Origin of the sequence: Ilumatobacter sp., assembly GCF_965215205.1 — a bacterium.
GTDB lineage: Bacteria > Actinomycetota > Acidimicrobiia > Acidimicrobiales > Ilumatobacteraceae > Ilumatobacter_A.
Map to the genome: position 1 here is coordinate 1,237,514 of NZ_OZ244049.1, position 18,358 is coordinate 1,255,871.

Annotated in this window: 14 protein-coding genes and 1 pseudogene; 7 read left to right on the forward strand and 8 right to left on the reverse strand. The window is 70.7% G+C overall.

The window, feature by feature from the left end; translation table 11 throughout:
- The first annotated feature begins 90 nt into the window (after positions 1-90).
- Positions 91-1,005 (forward strand): phosphoribosyltransferase, encoded by a 915-nt coding sequence (locus tag ACOOHC_RS05870; RefSeq protein ID WP_420453864.1) that lies wholly within the window; start codon positions 91-93, stop codon positions 1,003-1,005.
- Here ACOOHC_RS05870 and ACOOHC_RS05875 read toward each other — a convergent pair.
- Entirely contained in the window at positions 940-2,001 is a 1,062-nt protein-coding gene (locus ACOOHC_RS05875; RefSeq protein WP_420453076.1) for a glycosyltransferase family 2 protein, read from the reverse strand. The genes ACOOHC_RS05870 and ACOOHC_RS05875 overlap by 66 nt on opposite strands.
- Before the next feature lie 346 nt (positions 2,002-2,347).
- Between ACOOHC_RS05875 and ACOOHC_RS05880 the strand changes: the two genes are divergently transcribed.
- The gene (locus tag ACOOHC_RS05880; protein WP_420453077.1) at positions 2,348-3,859 is read left to right on the forward strand and encodes a DUF1800 domain-containing protein; all 1,512 of its coding nucleotides are present in this window, start codon (positions 2,348-2,350) and stop codon (positions 3,857-3,859) included.
- Between the two features lie 3 nt (positions 3,860-3,862).
- Positions 3,863-5,503, forward strand: coding sequence for a DUF1501 domain-containing protein (locus tag ACOOHC_RS05885; protein WP_420453078.1), 1,641 nt, complete (start codon positions 3,863-3,865; stop codon positions 5,501-5,503).
- A gap of 63 nt (positions 5,504-5,566) precedes the next feature.
- Here ACOOHC_RS05885 and ACOOHC_RS05890 read toward each other — a convergent pair whose 3' ends face one another.
- A complete protein-coding gene (locus tag ACOOHC_RS05890) occupies positions 5,567-6,046 on the reverse strand; it encodes an acyltransferase (protein WP_420453079.1) in 480 nt (159 codons plus the stop codon).
- A gap of 173 nt (positions 6,047-6,219) precedes the next feature.
- On the opposite strand from ACOOHC_RS05890, the gene ACOOHC_RS05895 reads away from it, so the two are divergent.
- Together ACOOHC_RS05895 and ACOOHC_RS05900 are read left to right on the forward strand one after the other, a co-directional pair.
- Positions 6,220-7,296 carry a hypothetical protein gene (locus tag ACOOHC_RS05895; RefSeq protein WP_420453080.1) on the forward strand — a complete coding sequence of 359 codons (1,077 nt, stop codon included), beginning with the start codon at positions 6,220-6,222 and terminating at the stop codon, positions 7,294-7,296.
- Positions 7,297-7,748: 452 nt separating this feature from the next.
- Positions 7,749-8,360: pseudogene (locus ACOOHC_RS05900) on the forward strand (O-antigen ligase family protein); the annotation flags it as partial.
- A gap of 175 nt (positions 8,361-8,535) precedes the next feature.
- On the opposite strand, the gene ACOOHC_RS05905 reads toward ACOOHC_RS05900, so the two are convergent.
- On the reverse strand, positions 8,536-9,162 hold the full coding sequence (locus tag ACOOHC_RS05905) for a VanZ family protein (protein ID WP_420453865.1): 627 nt from the start codon (positions 9,160-9,162) through the stop codon (positions 8,536-8,538).
- Between the two features lie 30 nt (positions 9,163-9,192).
- Between ACOOHC_RS05905 and ACOOHC_RS05910 the strand changes: the two genes are divergently transcribed.
- A complete protein-coding gene (locus ACOOHC_RS05910) occupies positions 9,193-10,131 on the forward strand; it encodes a glycosyltransferase (protein WP_420453081.1) in 939 nt (312 codons plus the stop codon).
- Between the two features lie 32 nt (positions 10,132-10,163).
- Here ACOOHC_RS05910 and ACOOHC_RS05915 read toward each other — a convergent pair whose 3' ends face one another.
- The 4 genes from ACOOHC_RS05915 to ACOOHC_RS05930 form a co-directional block, all read right to left on the reverse strand.
- The gene (locus tag ACOOHC_RS05915) at positions 10,164-11,069 is read right to left on the reverse strand and encodes a glycosyltransferase family 2 protein (RefSeq protein WP_420453082.1); all 906 of its coding nucleotides are present in this window, start codon (positions 11,067-11,069) and stop codon (positions 10,164-10,166) included.
- Positions 11,066-12,055, reverse strand: a complete 990-nt coding sequence (locus ACOOHC_RS05920; protein WP_420453083.1) for a glycosyltransferase family 2 protein — start codon at positions 12,053-12,055, stop codon at positions 11,066-11,068. Before ACOOHC_RS05920 ends, ACOOHC_RS05915 begins: the two co-directional genes overlap by 4 nt.
- Positions 12,052-12,591 (reverse strand): acyltransferase, encoded by a 540-nt coding sequence (locus ACOOHC_RS05925; RefSeq protein WP_420453084.1) that lies wholly within the window; start codon positions 12,589-12,591, stop codon positions 12,052-12,054. Before ACOOHC_RS05925 ends, ACOOHC_RS05920 begins: the two co-directional genes overlap by 4 nt.
- A 69-nt stretch (positions 12,592-12,660) precedes the next feature.
- On the reverse strand, positions 12,661-14,910 hold the full coding sequence (locus ACOOHC_RS05930; RefSeq protein ID WP_420453085.1) for an RCC1 domain-containing protein: 2,250 nt from the start codon (positions 14,908-14,910) through the stop codon (positions 12,661-12,663).
- A gap of 137 nt (positions 14,911-15,047) precedes the next feature.
- Between ACOOHC_RS05930 and ACOOHC_RS05935 the strand changes: the two genes are divergently transcribed.
- Positions 15,048-16,439, forward strand: coding sequence for a dihydrolipoyl dehydrogenase family protein (locus ACOOHC_RS05935; protein ID WP_420453086.1), 1,392 nt, complete (start codon positions 15,048-15,050; stop codon positions 16,437-16,439).
- A gap of 8 nt (positions 16,440-16,447) precedes the next feature.
- Here the strand turns inward: ACOOHC_RS05935 and ACOOHC_RS05940 are convergent, their stop codons facing one another.
- Positions 16,448-18,349: a glycosyltransferase gene (locus ACOOHC_RS05940; protein WP_420453087.1), complete on the reverse strand. Its 1,902-nt coding sequence runs from the start codon at positions 18,347-18,349 to the stop codon at positions 16,448-16,450.
- Positions 18,350-18,358 lie beyond the last annotated feature (9 nt).

Below are 18,358 nucleotides of genomic sequence, written 5' to 3' on the forward strand. Positions count from 1 at the left end.
GGGTGGATGGCTCGCCGTCCGGGCCGCGGGAACGGTCGACCGTCGGCCGATCCCGCTCGTCCGGATGACCGGTATCATTCTGGCGCCGTGATGTACCGGAGCGTCGAATCAATGAACCGGTCGCTGATCGGTGGTCTCGACGTGATCGGCCACATCGACTGCGTGGTCGCCATCCCGCGGAGCGGCTTGGTGCCGGCCACGCTCGTGTCCCTCTATCGCAACGTCGAGTTGTTCACGTCGCCGGCGATGTTCGCAGCCGGGCGCGCCGTCCACGGCACCACCCGTCGACCGAGGCGGGACAGATCCGGCGGAGCGGGTCGCCGTGTCCTCGTGGTCGACGACAGCTGCAACACCGGCAGTTCCCTGCGCGACGCCGTCGCGGCGGTGCGGTGCGGCGACCCCACGGCCGACGTCACGACGATGGTGGTCTACGCCACCTCGCGATCCGCGGACCTCGTCGACCACTGGTGCGAGATCGTCGATCAACCACGGGTGTTCGAGTGGAACCTGCTGCACCACCCGAAGTCGCGCTCGATCGGGTTCGACCTGGACGGGATCTTCTGCCCCGATCCTCCGGACCGGGCGTCGACCGATGACGCGACGTTGGAGGAGTACTACCGGACCGCGCCGATGCGCGTCGCACCGACGTATCGACTGGGAGCGGTGATCTCCAGTCGCAGCACGCGGTTCGAGGGGGTGACGAGGGACTGGCTCGAGGAGCACGATGTCGAGTACGACGACCTCATCCTCTTCCCCGGCACCGGCGCGGCTCGCCGAGCACTCGGTCTGCACGCCGCGCACAAGGCACGTCACTACACGGCGAGCGGCCTCGACCTGTTCGTCGAGAGCGATCCCTCGCAGGCGTACGAGATCCAACGGCTGACGGGCCGACCCGTCATCTGCTGGTCGGAGAACGTCCTGCTCCAGTCGACGCTGACATCAGCCCGCGCTCGATCCGCGCCGGTCGTCCGCAGCGTCGCCGAGCGTCTCCGCCGCCTGATCTAGATCCTCGCGCTCGCGAGATCCGTCCGAGAGCGCACGGAACCGGCTCACGGCTCGATCGACGCTCGGCCTCGCCACGGCGAAGCGCATCAAGCGGGCGCGCACCCACCACGGTCGGACGGCGATGGCACGGTCGAGCGCTGTCGTGGACCGGTCCCGATCGCCCACGATGCGCCACCCGCCGGCGATCGCGTAGAGGTTGAGCGCGAGGACGTCGGGCTGACGGGAGAACAGGTCGATGTGCTTGTCCACGATCGATGATCGCGCTGCCACCCTCTTCGCACCCGAGCGGGTGATGGAGTCGGTGCTGAGGCGTTGGATCACGAGCGGTTCGTCGACAAAGGCGAGCTCGCCGCGCTGGTGCAGCCGGAGGACGAGCTCCCAGTCCTGCAGCGCCGGCATCGACTCGTCGTAGCCGCCGATGGCGCGGATCGTCGCAGCGTCGACGATCAGGGTCTGGTTGCTGACCATGCTCCTCTCGAGCACGTGACGCGAGAACGAACCGCGCACCTCGTCGACCGGCAGGTCCGGTACGTACGCGAGGAACTTGGATCTGCTCCGGGCGGGTGTCTCGTCCACCACGACCATCGCGCACCACGCCCCGATCGCAGACGGGTTGTCCGACAGCGCCCGGAGCTGGAGCTCGAGCTTCCTCGGCAACCACTCGTCATCGCTGTCGTGGAACGCGATCCACGGAGCTCGGGCCGCCTCGATGCCCACGTTGCGTGCCGCGTTCGCACCTCGGTTGCGCTCGAGGCGGATGACGCGGACGCGATCATCGACGATCGATTCGACGACTGCCACGGTGTCGTCGGTCGATCCGTCGTCGACGACGATCACCTCGAGCGACGGTTCGGTCTGGAGCAGGACGCTGCGGATCGCTACATCGATGCTCGCTTCCCGGTTGAAGGCCGGGATCACGACGGAGAACGACGGGATCGCCGACGCCACCGGATCCTCGCGGCGCTCGGTCACGAGCCGCGTGTCACCGGGGGCCATGCGGCGACCGTACCGCCCCATCGGGCGCCTGCCCGCGACCGTCCGGCGATCCGACCGCGCGCCCGGCTGGGAGCGGGCCGCCGCTGGCCTCGGATCGCTCCATGACGGGTGGGGGCCGTGCCCCGGCCCGGCGATGACGAGTCTGTGAACGCCGCCGAAGCGGTGTGTGAACGCATGAGGTGAGAGCCGACCACTTCCGGAGCGCGTCACGTACCCTCGACGACAGGCCCGCCGAGACACGCGAGAGATCGAAGCTAGCAACGCACACGATCGCGTGCTCGTGGATCGCGAACTCTTCAGAGACTCTTGAGTGCAGCGGCCGACGATCGCACCGAGGAAACCTCCCATGGGAACGACACAGAGCCACATCGCGCAGTTCTGCGCGACCGAGCAAGGTGCCCACCGCTTCTTGCAACGAGCCACCTTCGGCGCACGGCCGGGGGACGTGAGCCACCTCCGGGCCGTCGGCCCCGACAAGTGGTTCGACGAGCAGTTCTCGGCTCCTCGAGGCGATCGGCACCTGGACATCATGATGTCGAGCGACGCCCAACGGCTGCAGTACGCCGTCTGGCGTCACGCGCTGACCGGGAAGGACCTGCTGCGCCGCCGGGTCGGGTACGCCCTCTCCCAGATCTTCGTGGTCTCGGATCAGGCGGTGAACTCGAACGAGGTGGCGGCGTTCGCCGACCTCCTCGAGACACACGCCTTCGGTGATTTCCGCCAACTGATCGAGGCGGTCACCCTGAGCCCGGCGATGTCGCGCTACCTGTCCCTGCAGCGAAGCGCCCGTGAGGGTGCCTCGAAGGGATCGAGCCCGGACGAGAACTACGCCCGAGAGATCATGCAGCTCTTCACGATCGGTCTGTGGGAGCTGAAGTCCGACGGGACCCGGCGGCTCAGCGGCGGCGAACCGATCCCCACGTACGACCTCGACGATGTCATGGGGCTGGCGAGGGCGTTCACCGGTTGGATCCTGCCGACCGCGCCGCTGCCCGAGCGGTACGGGATCAGGCTCGCCCCGCGCGAGCCGGTCGACCGGTGGCACGAGTCCGGCGAGAAGCGCTTCCTCGGCCTCACGATCCCCGCCGGCACGTCGATCGACGAGACGCTGCGCCTCACCCTCGACCACCTGTCGGCGCACCCCAACGTAGGCCCCTTCATCGGACGCCAGCTCATCCAGCGACTCGTCACGAGCAATCCGAGCCCGTCCTACGTCCAACGGGTGGCGCAGACCTTCCACGACGACGGCACGGGCCGTCGCGGCAACCTCGGGGCGGTCGTGATGGCCGTCCTGACCGACATCGAGGCGGTCTCGCCGCCGGATCCGGCGGTGTTCGGCAAGCTGCGCGAACCGGCGCTGCGCTTCACCGTCATCGCACGAGCGCTCGGGATCTCGTCGACCGATCCCGTCTGGCGCATCGGTCGTCTGGACAACGCCGCGACCGCGATCGGCCAGCAGCCGTACTACTCGTCGTCGGTGTTCAACTTCTACAGCCCGAGCTACACCCCGCCCTCGACCGAGCTCGACTCCCGGCGCCTCGTCGCGCCGGAGATGGAGATCGTGACCGCTGCGTCGACGATCGGGTGGATCAACTGGCTCTCCGGCTTCCTGAACCGCCAACCGACCGGCATCTCCCTCGACCTCACCGGGCTGATGGGGCTCTCGTCACCGCCCGCTCTGGTCGACGAGGTGGTCCGCCGCCTGTGTCCCGGCGGCCTGGCCGCCCCGACCCGGGAGAGGATCATCGCCGCGGTCTCGGCGATCACCAATCGCGTCCCGTCCACCCAGCAGCGCGAGCGCGCCCTGAGCGCCGTCCTCCTGACCGCTGCGACCACCGACTTCCTGATCGAGCACTGAGCCATGTCTGAGAACAACTCCCCCCACTTCCACGTCCCTCGCAAGCACAGCCGTCGGCAGTTCCTCACCCGGACCGGGATGATCGCCGCGACGGCGGGCTTCGCCACGCCGTTCGCCCTCGACCTGGCCGGAGTCTCAGGTGCGGAGCTGTCCGCATCGGTCGGTCCGACGCCGCCCGGTGACGCAGCGGACGCCTCTGCGGCCGATGCGCTCACCACGCGATCGAGCACGACCGGAGGCTCGGACTACCGAGCTCTCGTGTGCGTGTTCCTCTCCGGAGGGAACGATCACAACTCCACCTACGTCCCCTACGACACGGAGAGCTACGGCACCTGTCGGAACCTGCGCCCCGACCTCACCCCGTCGCGGTCCGAGCTCACACCGCTCGGCGATCCGGACGGCGAAGGACGTCAGCTCTCGCTCGCACCCGAGCTCCGAGGGCTGGCAGAGGTGTTCGCGAGCGGAGACCTGGCGGTCGTCGCGAACCTCGGGACGCTGAAGGGGCCGACCACCAAGGCCCAGTACCTCGCATCGGTCACGAACCGCCCTGCCCAGCTGTTCTCGCACAACGACCAGCAGACCATGTGGCAGACGACCCAGGACGAGCGAAGCTCGCACGGGTGGGGGGGCCGCCTCGCCGACCTCATGCTCGACGGCAACGGGGCGGACTCGGTCTTCACCTGCATGTCGACCTCGGGCAACACGACGATGATGACCGGGAGCGCTGCGAACCAGTACCACGTCGACACCCGAGGCGTGACGGAGCTGGCCCCGGCCATCGGCTCCGATCCGGTGATGGACGCCCTGCGCGACGTGATGGGCACCTCGAGCGGGGGCCTGCTATCCGACGCCTACCGCGACGCCACCCGCCGGGCGCTCTCCTCGGCCGGCCGTCTGGCCTCGGTGATGCCCCCCGGTTCCGGCGCGGCGTTCCCGAACAGCAGCCTCGGCGACCAGTTGGCCATGGTCGCACGGCTGATCGACGCCGGCCGCAACGGCCTCGGCCTCAGGCGACAGGTGTTCTTCGTGTCCACGGGCGGCTTCGACGTCCACGCCCGTCAGACGTCGTCGCAGCCCGAGCTGATGCGTGACCTGTGCGATTCGCTCCTCGCGTTCCGCGCAGCGATGCTGGCGCTGGGGACGAACGACCAGGTCACCTCCTTCACCGCGTCCGACTTCGGCCGCACCCTCACGTCGAACGGAGACGGGACCGACCACGGGTGGGGCTCGCACCACATGGTCATGGGTGGCTCGGTCCTCGGTGGCCGCGTGGTGGGTCGACTGCCGCAGGTCCGAGACGGCGGTGACGGAGACGTCGGACGGGGCCGGTTGATCCCGACGACAGCGGTGGATCAGTACGCGAGCACGATGGCGAAGTGGATGGGAGCGAAGGAAGAGGTGCTGTCCGTCGTCACGCCGAACGTGCGTCGCTTCGAGACCGCCGATCTGGGTCTGTTCCCGGCCGAACCCCTCGTCTCGGGTGACGGGGGTGCGTGCGCACCGCCGCCGTGCGACGTGGCGGGCGACACCGGCTCGACATCCGGCGGCGGATCGACGCCCACGGGGTTCCGTGACCCGGGGGTCGGGCCGACGGTGACGTCGGCGGGCACCGCCCTGCGACGGGCGGTTCGCACGACTGCGTGAGCGCCCGGGTGCGATGCCTCGTCGACCGCCATCGGAGCGGAGGTGCGCCCGCCGATGGCGCCGTCAGAACTTGCCTTCGGCCTTCAGGCGCAGCGTGTTCGCATCGGCGTCGGGGAACCGACCGTACGGTCCGACCTCGATGTCGGTGCGGACGATCGTCGCCGGGTTGCCGGCGACGATCGAACCGGCGGGCACCGACTTGGTCACGATCGCACCGGCGCCCACCACGCAGCCGTCGCCGATCTCGACGCCGGGCAGGATCAGGCTCCGGCCGCCGATGAAGCAGTTCTCACCGATGCGGGTGTGCAGGTACAGGCCGCGCGTGCGGTCGTGGCACAGGATCCGCGCTTCGAACGCGACGTAGGAGTGCGCGCCGATGTGGACGCCTCGCGGGAAGTTCCGGTCGAGCTTCGCCGACATCGACAGCTCCACCGAGTCGGCGATGTCCATGCCCCACACGGAGCGGAGCCACCACTTCCGGGCGTCCACGACGCGCCGGCGCAGCCCCTTGAACTGGTTGATGCTGGTCAGGCGCGGGGCCACGCGAGGTAAGCTACAGCCTGACCGCCGGGGCCACCGACCCTCCGGTACCCTTCGGTGCGGCGGAGTACGGAGGCGTCGTCGCGATCGGCATCGTGATGCTCCACGGACCCACGACAGACACATCGACCACCGGCTCGATCAGCATCGACGGTTCACGAAGGGCACGTACGCACATGGATTTCTTCGGTCTCCTCCGGATCATGTTCCGCCGGTGGTTCGTGGTCCTCCCGATCCTGGCGCTCACTGCCTACCTCGGCGTGACCTTCATCGGAGAACCGGAGATCCGGTACAGCTCCGTCGGTTCGGAGCTGCTGGTGATCGACCAGGCGCAGTCGAACGCCGCCGGAGCGGCAGCGGACTCCGTCGTGCAGACGGCGGTCGCCGGACCGCTGCTGCGCACCGCCCTCGACCAGCAGAGCTACCGTCGGAGCCTCGCCGAGCGGGGCCTGGTGGACAGCTACCTGCTCGTCGAGAACCTCACCCCGTCGGTGGTCACGCTGCAGATCCAGGGCCCCGACGCGGCGAACGTGCTGCAGACCGGGCAGACCATCACCGCCGAAGCGACCGATCTGCTCGTCCGAGCCGTCGGTGCCGGGGCGTCGGCCGTCACCCTGCGGCCGGTCAGCGACCTGACCGCGGACGACGTCGTCGCCTTCGGCGAGGTGAGCACCCTGACGGTGTCGATCGCCGTGCTGCCGAGCGCCGGCGGCCGTGTGAACCCCTACCCCCCGAGCCTCTCGACGATGCGCCTGGTGACCGATCTCGCGCTTCGACCGAACGTCCAGGAGGCCGTCGCGAACGCAGCGCCCAACTCGACCTACGCGGTCACGGTGCAGCCTCGTGACACGGCTCCGATCGTGACCGTCGCTGTGACCTCGACGGTCGCTGCCGAGATCGAGCCGGCGTACGCAGCCGTGGTCGAAGCTCTCGACCGCGAGCTCGCCGATCTCCAGTTCGCAGCCGGCCTCGAGGCCGGGCAGCTGACGACCCTGACGACGCTCAACCCGCCAGCGGAGGGGGTCCGCTCGTCGAGTTCGATCGTCCGACCCGCCGCCGGCGTCGCGCTGCTCGGGATCGCAGCGGCCTGCGTGCTCGCCGTCGTCGTCGACGGCCTCATCCTGCGTCGTCGTGCGAAGAGGCAGCCGCGTGCCCAGGCGTCGTCGGGGGATGCCGACGGCGACGGGTTCGACGACACGGTCGAGTATGAGTTCGCCGACGAGCGCGAGTTCGAGAGCGCCCTTCGCAAGTGACGACGACGACCACGCTGTCGTCGTCGAGGAGCCCCCACGTGACCAGTCGTGCAGGCGGCGACGTGCCGGCCATCGTCACCGTCTTCCTCTTCCTCCTCTTCGCGGTCCCCGCTCGCTTCGTCGTCCCGGGCTTCGGAGCAGCCGGGTCGCCTGCCTCCCTGGTCGGCCTGGTGATGCTCGGCTTGGTCGTGCTCACCGCGCTGCACGGGGAGTCGAACCGCTTCCAGACGTCGCCGATCGTCCACGGGATGTTCGCCTACCTGGCGGTGACGGTCGCCGGCTACGCGAACGCGCACGTCAGGGCCCTGTCGACGTTGGCGATCTCGACCTCGGACCGAGCGATGATCACGATCTTCTCACTCGCCGGTCTCACGATCTTCGTCGCGTGCCGGGTGCGCACCGCGGCGACCGTCAACCGCATCGTCGACCTCACCATCGCCTTCTCGATGATCATGTGCGGGTTCGGGCTCGTGCAGTTCTTCTTCGGGGTCGATCTGGCGGCGACGCTGAGCATCCCGGGGCTCGTCGCCAACACGCCCGGCATCGAGGAGGTCCAGCAGCGGTCCATCTTCAACCGCCCGTTCGGCACCGCTCTCCACCCGATCGAGTTCGGCGTCGTGACCGGCGCGCTCGTCCCGCTCGCGGTCGCTCGCGCCGCGACCGATCGATCGACGTGGCTGCGGATCTCCGTCCTCGTCCTCGCGTTCTGCGCGATGATCTCGATCTCCCGGTCGGCCGTGCTCGCGCTGGGCATCATGTTCGCCGTCCTGCTCCTGGGTTTCGGCTGGCGCCAGCGTGCGAACCTGGCGATCGGGGCGGTGGTGTTCGTGATCGTCGCCGGCTCCCTCGTGCCGGGGCTCGTCGGCACGCTGCGCTCGCTCTTCGCGAACGCCGACAGCGATCCGAGCGTGCAGTCCCGGCTCGCACGGACCCCCGAGGTCCTCCGGCTCGTCTCGGAGAACCGTTGGTTCGGACGCGGGTACGGGACCTTCACGCCCACCGAGTACCTGCTGCTCGACAACGAGATCCAGAAGCTGGCGATCGAGATCGGAGTCGTCGGCCTGGCCGTGTTCGCGCTCTGGATCGTGGCGATGGTGTGGACGGCCGTTCGCATCGCCCAGGACGCCCCCGAGCACCGGATCCTGGCGTTCGGCCTCCTCGCGTCGGTGCTTGCGACCCTCGTGAGCTCCTACACCTTCGACGCGTTCTTCTACCACATCCTCTCGGGTGTGCTGTACGTCAACCTCGGTCTGCTCGGCGTCCTGTGGCACCTGCGAGGTGACGCACCATCGCGATCAGGAGGACCCCGAGCAGGACTCCGCACGAGTTCAGCACGAGGTCTCGCAGATCGGGATGACGCCCGGGGAGGATCAGCTGGAGCGTCTCGATCGCCAGGGTGGTCGCGAGACCGCCCAGCGCGATCGAGCGTGGACGGACGCGGGGGAAGCCCAGGTGGAACAGGATCGCCGCGGCGGCCGGGACGACCAGGTTCAGCGCCGCCTCGACCTGACCCCTCCTGGGATGGCTGGGCGGAGCGAGTCCGACGCGAGATGCGATCCACCCCGTCAGGTCCGTCGCCAGGTCGAGCAGGCGAACCGGGAGCGGACCGAGGGTGATGGCGGCGACCGCCACGAGCGGGAGGATGGCGACGAGCGGTCGCCAGCGGTTCGTGTCCCGACGGGGCGAGATGTCGTCGGCGCTGCGCATCGCGACGGCGCAGCGTAGGTCGGGGAGCGCTGCGACGGGCGTCGTCCTGCTCGGAGATGCTCCCCCGTTCGAGTGTGACAGGCGTCGGCAGGATCGCGGTGCAGGAGTCTCTCGCTCCCGGTGCGTGCCGTAGGCTTCGTGGCGGCGGGATGCGGGCATCCTGGGCGATGATCGAGATGGCGAGGCCAGATGAGTGACACGACCCTGTTGGTGGCGAACGACGGCGGGCACTTCATGCAGATGCTCACCCTCTCGAAGCGTCTGGACCTCGACGACGTCGTGTGGGCGACGGTGCCGACCCCGCAGACCGAGACGCTGCTGGAAGGCTCGTGCGTCGAGTGGACGCACCCGGCGCCGACACGGGACCTTCGGGCGGTCGCTCGCAACACCCAGTTCATGCGCTCGGTCGTCGCCCGCCACCGCCCGTCGAAGATCGTCAGCACCGGCGCGAGCCTGGCGTTGTCGTCGTTGCCGATCGCGGCGATCCACGACACCCCGGCCCACTACATCGAGAGCGTGACGCGTGCCGACAGCTTCTCGCTGTCGGGCCGGGTGCTGCGCCACGCGCCACGGGTCAAGATGTACACCCAGTGGCCGCACATGGCCGACGAGCACTGGCAGTACCGGGGCTCGGTGCTCGACGGCTTCTCGGCCTCGCAGACCTGCGACACGACCGTGAACAGCATCGTGGTCAGCCTCGGCACCTCGCAGACCTACGGCTTCCGTCGGCTTCTCGAGCGCCTCGTCGAGGTGATCCCGCCCGATGTGAGCGTGCTCTGGCAGACCGGGTCGACGGACACCTCCGAGCTCGGGATCGACGCGATGCCCACGGTCCCCGGCGACAAGCTGGAGAAGGCGATCGAGGACGCCGACGTCGTCATCGCCCACGCCGGGGCGGGCATCTCCCTCACGGCCATCACCGCCGGTCGCCATCCGCTGATCGTCCCTCGTCGCGCCGAGCACGGTGAGCACGTCGACGGTCACCAGGGTCAGATCGCGAACCGGCTGGGCGAGATGGGGCTCGCGATGGTCCGCGAGGTCGACGACATCGCCTGGAGCGACATCGAGCGCGCCGCGTGCTTCGAGTCGCGCCGCGACGAGCTGATCCCGACCTTCGATCTGAGCTGACCCACCGGCCGCCGGCGCACCCGAGCGCCTCGTCAGGGACGGCCGGACGACATGCCGAACGTCGGGTCGACGCTCTGGCGGACCATCCACCACGCGCGCAGCGCCCGGATCCGTGCCAACGCGACCACCCCGCGAGCCCGCTCGACGCGATCGTCGAGACGGTCCGACCGGAGGAGCGTCCAGCCGTCGACGCCGATGCTCCCGAGCACCAGCACCGCCCGTGCCGCCCACCGCACCCGGCGGGCGGCGGTGGCGGGCTCGGCGTGGAAGAGCTGGGTCGTGATGCGCCAGAACTTCGCCCGCAGGGCGCCCCAGTCGCCGCGGGTCGGGTGGGCGACGACCATCGACGGGACGTAGCGCAGCGAGTACCCGATCGCGGTCGCCCGACGGCACCACTCGGCGTCCTCCGACACCGTGCCGAGGCCCGGTTCGAACCCGCCGACCGCGTCGAACACCCGTCGCGAGGTGACCATGTTGGCGGTGACCGTGAAGCCCTCACGCTCGACGTAGCGTCGCTGGTCGAACGCGAACACGGTCTCGAACGCCTGCGAGCCGGTCCGCGGCCCGGCTCCCTCGTCGAACATGGCCACCTCGCCCCCGAGGACGTCGGCATCGTGCGCGTGGGCCCGGATCTCGTCGAGCCAGTCGGGTGACGCCACGCAGTCGCAGTCGAGGAACGCGACCACGCCGGCGCTCGTCACCTCCACCCCACGGTTGCGGGCGTTGCCGGGTCCCGGATCGGGATGGGAGTCGAAGCGGACCCACGGGAACGACGCCCGGACCTCGGCGAGGTCGACCGTCGAGGCGTTGTCGATGACGACGACCTCGACGCCGCGGTTCCGGGCACGGGGCGCCTCGAGCGAGCGGAGGCAGCGCTCGAGGCGTTCGACGTCGTCGTGGTGGGGGATGACGACGGCCAGATCGGTGTCCAGGATCACGAGTCGTCGCCGGGTCCGTACCCCGAGCGCCACTCGCGTCGCCGGACCCACGCCGCCTCCCAGTCCGACCGCCTCCCGGAGCCGGCGTCACCGCGCTCCGTCGCACGCCGGAGCCGCGACGCGCCGGCGCGCGCCGCGACGCCGCCGAGGGTCAGCGACTGCGCCACCCGTCCGCGGACGCGCCCGAAGTGGGTGAGGTAGACGGTCATGCGTCCCTTGAGCACCATCACCCGGCGGTCGTCCGACGACGACGACACCCCGACGTAGTGCACCGCCTCCGCATCCGGGGTGATCTGCGGGCGGAACCCGAGGTCACGGGCGCGCAGCGAGAGGTCGAGGTCCTCGCCGTACATCCAGAACCGCTCGTCGAACCCGCCGAGGCGGTCCCACACGTCGCGCGTCGCCATCAGCATGCACCCGGTCACGACCCCGACGTCGCGGACCGTGTCGCGGTCCCAACCCCCGATGGCCTCCGGGTCGAGCACCGGATGGGACGAGAAGGCGGTCGACAGCCCCGTCGCGAAGCAGAAGACGCTCCACAGGCTCGGCGCGTCCCAGCACGAGCGGGGCTCGACGCTGCCGTCCGGGTTGAGCGTGCGACCACCCACGAGACCGGCGCCCGGGTGGGCGGAGCTGTGGTCGACGAGGGCGTCGACGGCGCCCGGGCGGATCACCATGTCGGGGTTGAGCAGCAGCAGGTGGTGCCCGGTCGCCTCGTGCGCCGCCGCGTTGACGGCGCGGGCGAAGCCGACGTTGCCGGGTGACTCCACGACGCGGACCGTGGGTTCCCGCTCGGCCATCAGCTCGACGAGGCCGTCACCGGGGTCGTTGTTCATCACGATGATCTCCCTCGGAGACCGGTCGGGGAGCTCCCGGATGCTGCGCACGCACGCGAGCAGCTCGTCGGTCGCCCGGTAGGCGACCATCAGGATCGAGACCGTTTCGAGCGCGGCCGAACGGCTCGCCTGCGGAGCCGACGTCGTCACGGGCGTGACCCGATGCGCTTCGCCGGGACGCCCCCGACGATCGCGTACGGCTCCACGTCGCTCGTCACCACGGCGCCCGCCGCGACGACGGCGCCGTCGCCGACCGTCACGCCTGCGGTGATGGTGCACCGGGCGCCGAGCCACGCGTCGGCACCGATGCTGATGCTCGCCTCCTCCTTGGGCTGGTCGAGCAGGAGCCGGTCACGGTCGAGGCCGTAGTTCGACGCGATCAGGAACACCTCGGGGCCGAGCAGGGTGTCCGCTCCGATCGTGATCGTGGCGCTCTCGTCACCCGCCCAGAGGTAGCAGCGGGCACCGATGTGGGCGCGATCGCCGATCGTGATCCGCGCCCCGTTCATGAACGACACGTTCGGTGCGAGCAGGACGTCCTGGCCGACCGAGACGTGACGGCGCTGCGACACGTGGGAGTAGTTGAAGTAGTGCAGGAGCCGGAACGCGTGCAGGTAGATCCGCGGATCGAGGGTCGATCGGACGGCGCGTGCGAGCCGTCGTGCCGTGCGAGCTGGTGTGTCCATGTCGGGGTGGCTCCTGGGGGCGCGATCGTGGCCGCGACGTGGGGGAGCGGATCGTGGACCCGGCGACGGTCAGCCGAGGGATCCGCGCACCGCCGTCGCATCGGCGGCGACGAGCGTACCGGCGCTGTTGGCCGGGCGACCGCTGAGGGCCACCGTGAAGAGCTGGCCCGTGGCGATGGCCTCGGTGTCGTCGAGGTCGTCGATCGTCTGCGGTGAGAGCACGTCGGGGCCCGGGTCGAAGTCGATCTGACCGGAGGAGTTGTTGCCCCAGCAGGCGACCTCGTCGTTGACCCGACGACCGCACGAGTGGGCGTCACCGGCGGACACGGCGATGAAGTCGTCGAGACCGGTCGCGATGTCGGTGATCGGAGCGTCCTCGCGGGTGCCGTTGCCGATCTGGCCGCGACCGTTGCGGCCCCAGCAGGCGACCGAGTTGTCGGCGATCGCCACGCAGGCGTGACGTTCGCCGACGCTCAGCATCGTCACGTCCGACAGTCCGAGGACGTCGACACCGGTCCGCGCGATCGACGTCCGACCGTCGCCGAGCAGGCCCGACCCCCAGCACGTCACGGTGCGGTCGCCGCGCAGGGCGCAGGCGAACGTCCCGCCGGCCGACACGGCGATCGCGTCGTCGATGCCACGCACGGTCACCGGGGTCGTGGAGTCGGTCGTGGTCCCGTCGCCGAGCTGGCCGGACCCGTTCTCGCCCCAGCACCTGACCTGCCCGGTCCGCAGGGCGGAGCAGGCGAACTCGGTGAGGCCGGCGTCGACGTCGCGGGCGTTCGAGATGCCGGCGACCGGCACCGGCGTCGACGACGAGGTGGTCGTCCCGTCGCCGAGCTGGCCGGACCCGTTGTTCCCGAAGCAGCGCACGGTGCCGTCACCGAGCCGGGCGCAGCCGAACGAGGCGCCCGCCGCGATGTTCGTGGCCGAGCGCAGGGTCGGGTAGACGTCGCGCTCGACCTCGCCGCCGCCGACGGCCCGGTCGCACTGGGGGTCGGGGTCGCCGAGGGTGCACCAGATGCGGGCGCCGGCGTTGGCGAACTCGCGGAACGCGAGCGGTGCCGTCTCCGGAGCGAGGGTCGTGGTGGTCCCCACGCCCGCGCCATCGGTGACCGCGACCGTGTAGCCGGTGATGTCGACCGCCATCTCGAGCGGAGCGCTGTTGAAGATGCAGACCTTGCCGGCGTCGCCGATGCGGATGATCGCGCCGTTCGCGATGTTCGTCCGTGCCTCGTAGTTGAGGTTGGAGGTGAGGGGCTGGTCCGCCCCGCACGGGTAGGCGGTCAGGAAGCCGCGCGATGAGCCCTGGATGCCGGTGATGTTCAGGATCGCCGCCACCGCGTCGCTCGGGACGCCGGGCCGACCGCGGACCTGGACCTCGGTCGTCTCGCCGGCCGGCACGCGGCCGTCGCCCTGCTGCAGGCCGTCGATCGTCGCGCCGGCACCACGCGTGTCGAGCAGGCGGGCGGGCACGATCGTGTCGAGGTCGGCCTCGTTCGGGGTGTAGCCGGTCACGTCGACGGCGATGTTCACCGGCGCGCTGTTGAAGATGCAGACGCGACCGCCGGATCCGATCTCGATGATCGCGCTGTTCGCGATGTTGATCCCGCGGTCGTAGTTGAGGTTCGAGGCGACGGGCCGTGCGGCGCCGCACGGGTAGGCGGTCAGGAACCCCAGCGAGGACCCCTGGATGCCGGTGATGTTGAGGATCGCGGCGGCGGCGTCGCCGGGGATGCCGGCGCGGCCGGTGACCTGGACCGGGGTCTCGGTGCCCGCCGCGAGTCGGGAGCCGCCCGAGCGCGTGTCGAGGAGGCGGAACGGCACGAGGGTGTCCAGGTCGGCCTCGGCGGGGGCGTACCCGGTGAGGTCGACGGCGAGGTCGACGGCCTCGCTGTTGAACACGCACACCCGGCCGCCGGTGCCGATCTCGATGATCGCGCCGTTGGCGACGTTCGCCCCGCGCTCGTAGTTGAGGTTCGAGGCGGTCGGGCGGTCCGCGCCGCAGGGGTAGGCGGTGAGGAACCCGCGCGTCGAGGCCTGGATGCCGGTGAGGTTGAGCACCGCCGCCGTCGCGTCGGAGGGCACGCCGGGTCGCCCGGTGACCTGGACCTCGGTCACGCTGCCGGCGCCCCGTCGGCCGATCCCCTCCTGCGCGCCGTCGATCGTGTCGCCGTTGGAGCGGGTGTCGAGGAGGCGGATCGGGACGATCGTCTCGATCTCGGGGATCTCGTCGGCCACGGCCGTCCCCACCCCGAGCGCGCCGACGCTCGCGACGGCGACCAGCGATGAGGCGAACATGGCGATCCGGCGACGCATCGGCGCGAAGCTAGCCGTGCGAGACCTTCGTCGCACGGCGAGCCGCCGATCGCGCCCGGATCCGCGCCCGGGAGCGAGGATCGCCTCGGCCGACGGGCCCGGGAGTCCGGTGGGCGACGGCCGCGTAGCCTGGCGGCGTGCCAGAACGTTTCGTGATCATCGGCGGCGGACCCGCGGGCAACGTGGCGGCGACCTACGCCGCCCGGATGGGGGCGGAGGTGACGGTCGTCGAGCGTGACGTGATCGGCGGGGCCGCCCACCTGTGGGACTGCATCCCGTCGAAGTCGATGATCGCGACCGGCGGCGCGATGAGCTTCATGCGCCGCTCCGAGGGGATGGGGCTCGACCCCGAATCGCCTGCGATCGACACGTCGGCGTTGACCAGCCGCATCGACCGGATCAAGGACAACATGGCCGGCAACACGACGACCCTGCTCGAGAGCCAGGGGGTCCGGCTGATCTCGGGAGACGGGCGCTTCACGGGCCCGAACAGCCTGGAGGTCGTGCGCGGAGGCGACGTGGTCGACACGCTCGAGTTCGACTCCGCGCTCGTCTCGACGGGGTCGCGACCGCGGATCCCCGAGTGGTGCCGGCCCGACGGCCAGCGGATCCTCACGACCCGCGACTGCTACCCGCCCTCGATCTTCCCCGAGAGCGTCACCGTGGTCGGTTCCGGCGTCACCGGTGTCGAGTTCGTGCACATGTTCTCCTCCTTCGGCGCGGACGTGACCCTGGTGGTCAGCCGCCAGCAGGTGCTGCCGGGCAAGGACCCCGAGGTCGCCGCCGTGCTCGAGGAGGAGTTCATGCGTCGCGGCGTCAAGCTGCTGATGGGAGCGCGCGCGCAGTCGATCGAGCGCGTCGACGACGCGGGCGACCCCGACCCCGACGGCGACCGGGTGACGGTGAGCTGCGACGACGGTCGCTCGGTGACGACCTCGCACGCCGTGCTCGCGATCGGGTCGATCCCGAACACCGCCGACATCGGCCTCGACGCGGCGGGGGTCGAGGTCGACCAGTGGGGCTACGTCGGGATCAACCACCACTGCGTGACCAACGTCGAGCACATCTACGCCGCCGGCGACATCAGCGGCAAGCTGCCGCTCTCGTCGGTCGCGTCGATCCAGGGCCGCAAGGTGGCCGAGCACGTGATGGGCCTGCACACCCGCAGCCACCGCCACCTCGACTACGACAAGGCGGCGTCGGCGATCTTCACCGAGCCCGAGATCGCCGACGTCGGCCTCGCCGAGGCCGAGGCGTTCGCGTCGGGTCGCAAGATCCGCGTCACCAAGGTCCCGTTCTCGGCCACCGCCAAGGCGATGATCAACAACGACACCCGCGGGTTCGTGAAGATCATCTCCGACCCGGCGACCGGGGTGATCCTCGGCGGTTCGATCGTCGGTCGCCACGCAGCCGAGCTGATCTCGGTGATCGCGGTGGCGGTGACCGCGAACCTGACGGTGACCGACCTCGTCGAGAGCATCCTCGTCCACCCGGCGTTGAGCGAGGCGCTCGCCGAAGCAGCGGAGTAGGCGCGGCGTCAGGGCGCGGGGTAGCCGTGCCGCCAACGGGCGCGGTCTCGCCAGGTGTCGCGCCACGACGAGTCCCGGCCGAGGGTCGCGTAGATCGCCGCACGCAGCGCGCACCCGCCGACGGTGAGGCGGCGCATCAACTCCGCGCGACGGGGCGATTCGTGCGCGAGGATCGCCGTGATCCGACCCTGCAGGAGCAACCTCCTCATCGTGGCGGGGTCGCTCGAGGCCTGGCCGACGTGGGTGAACCGCGCCTCGGGGACGAACTCGCGGGGGATGGCGAGCCGCTGGGCCCGCAGGCACAGGTCGACGTCCTCGCCGTAGACGAAGTACCGCTCGTCGAAGCCGCCGAGTCGATCCCACGCCACGCGAGGGACGTACATCATCGCTCCGGTCACGATCTCGACCCGCCGCGTCGTCGAGCGGTCCCACGTCGCGATGCACTCCGGGTCCGCGATGGGGCGGCGCTTCAGCGCGCTCGACAGCCCCGTGGCGAAGCACGCGACGCTCCACGGAGTCGGTGCGCGCCCGCACGAGCGCACGTCGATCGAGCCGTCGGCATCGAGCGCGCATCCGCCGAGGATGGTCGGCTCGGCGAGCGAGCCCGCCCGTCGGCGCAGCGCCTCGAGCATCCCGGCCTCGGCCACCGCGTCGGAGTTGAGCAGCACGACGTCGTGGCGACGTCCGGCTGCCGCCTGGTTGCAGGCTCGGGCGAACCCGACGTTGGTCGCGTTCTCCACGATCTCCACGGCGGGGTGGGGGAAGCGCTCGCGGACGAGCTCGACCGAACCGTCGCCGCTCGCGTTGTCGACCACGACGACGCGGTCGTCGGGTCCGAGCTGGTCGATGATCGACGAGATGCAGCGCACGATCAGGGCGGGTGTGCGGAAGCTGACCACGACGACCACGAGGGGTCGCGGGCCGGAGACGGCGCCGCCGGCGGGGCCGACGGGGGTGGAGCGCACGTGCGAGCTCCCCGAGCGGTACCAGCGGGGTTGGAGCCCGACCGCTCGCAGGGCGGCGACCAGGTACCCGACAGCCCACACGACCGCGAACAGCGCCACGTCGCGGGTGCGCGCGTGGCGCAGGTGGCGCCACGTCGCGCGCCGCGTCGTGCGGTCGGGGCGCACGAGATCGGGGAAGCGGTGGGCGAGCTCCAGGTTGTTGTACGTCCAGCGGCCCCGCACCAGCGCGAGCTCCAGCGCCGACTCGGGCAGCGAGACGGTGAACGAGGAGGTGCCGAGGATCGTCGACTCGCCGGGGGAGAACAGCAGGCGGACGAACTTGTCGTCGGCGCCGATGTCGGGGAACGCGCCCCATCGCCGGCGCCCGGCCGCGTTCACCGCGTAGCAGCCGACCCCGGGCACGTGGTCGTTGGTGTACGGCATCCGTGTCCACACGTCGGCGTAGGCGCCCACGACGGCCGACGCGCTCGGGCGCACGACGATGCGCGGCGCGCACAGCAGCACCTCGCCGCGTGCGGTCGCGGCGTCCAGGGCGCGGCGGACGTCGGTGATCGAGCCCGGCGCGAGCACGACGTCGGCGTCGAGGTAGATCCGGTCGCGATGGCCGGCGAGCGAGTCGCCGACGTTCAACGCCCCCGGCTTCGACGCCTCCTCGATGCGGGCGACGCGCAGGGCGGCGCCGGCTGCGGCGAGCGGTTCGGCGAAGACCTCCGCAGCCTCTGCGGTGCCGTCGTCGGGGCCGTTCGCGACGACCACCACCTCGACGTCGATCAGGTCGCCCTGGTCGACGAGCGACGTGAGCAGGTGGGTGATCGCCGTGCGCTCGCCGGAGGCGGGGACGACGATCGAGACCCCGGAGCGGGGCAGCCCGGCGGCGCGCTCGGCGGTCGCGGCGCGCCCACGGAGCGCAGCGCGCTCCGGCTCGGCTGCCGTCGCCGCCGTCACCGCGAGCCG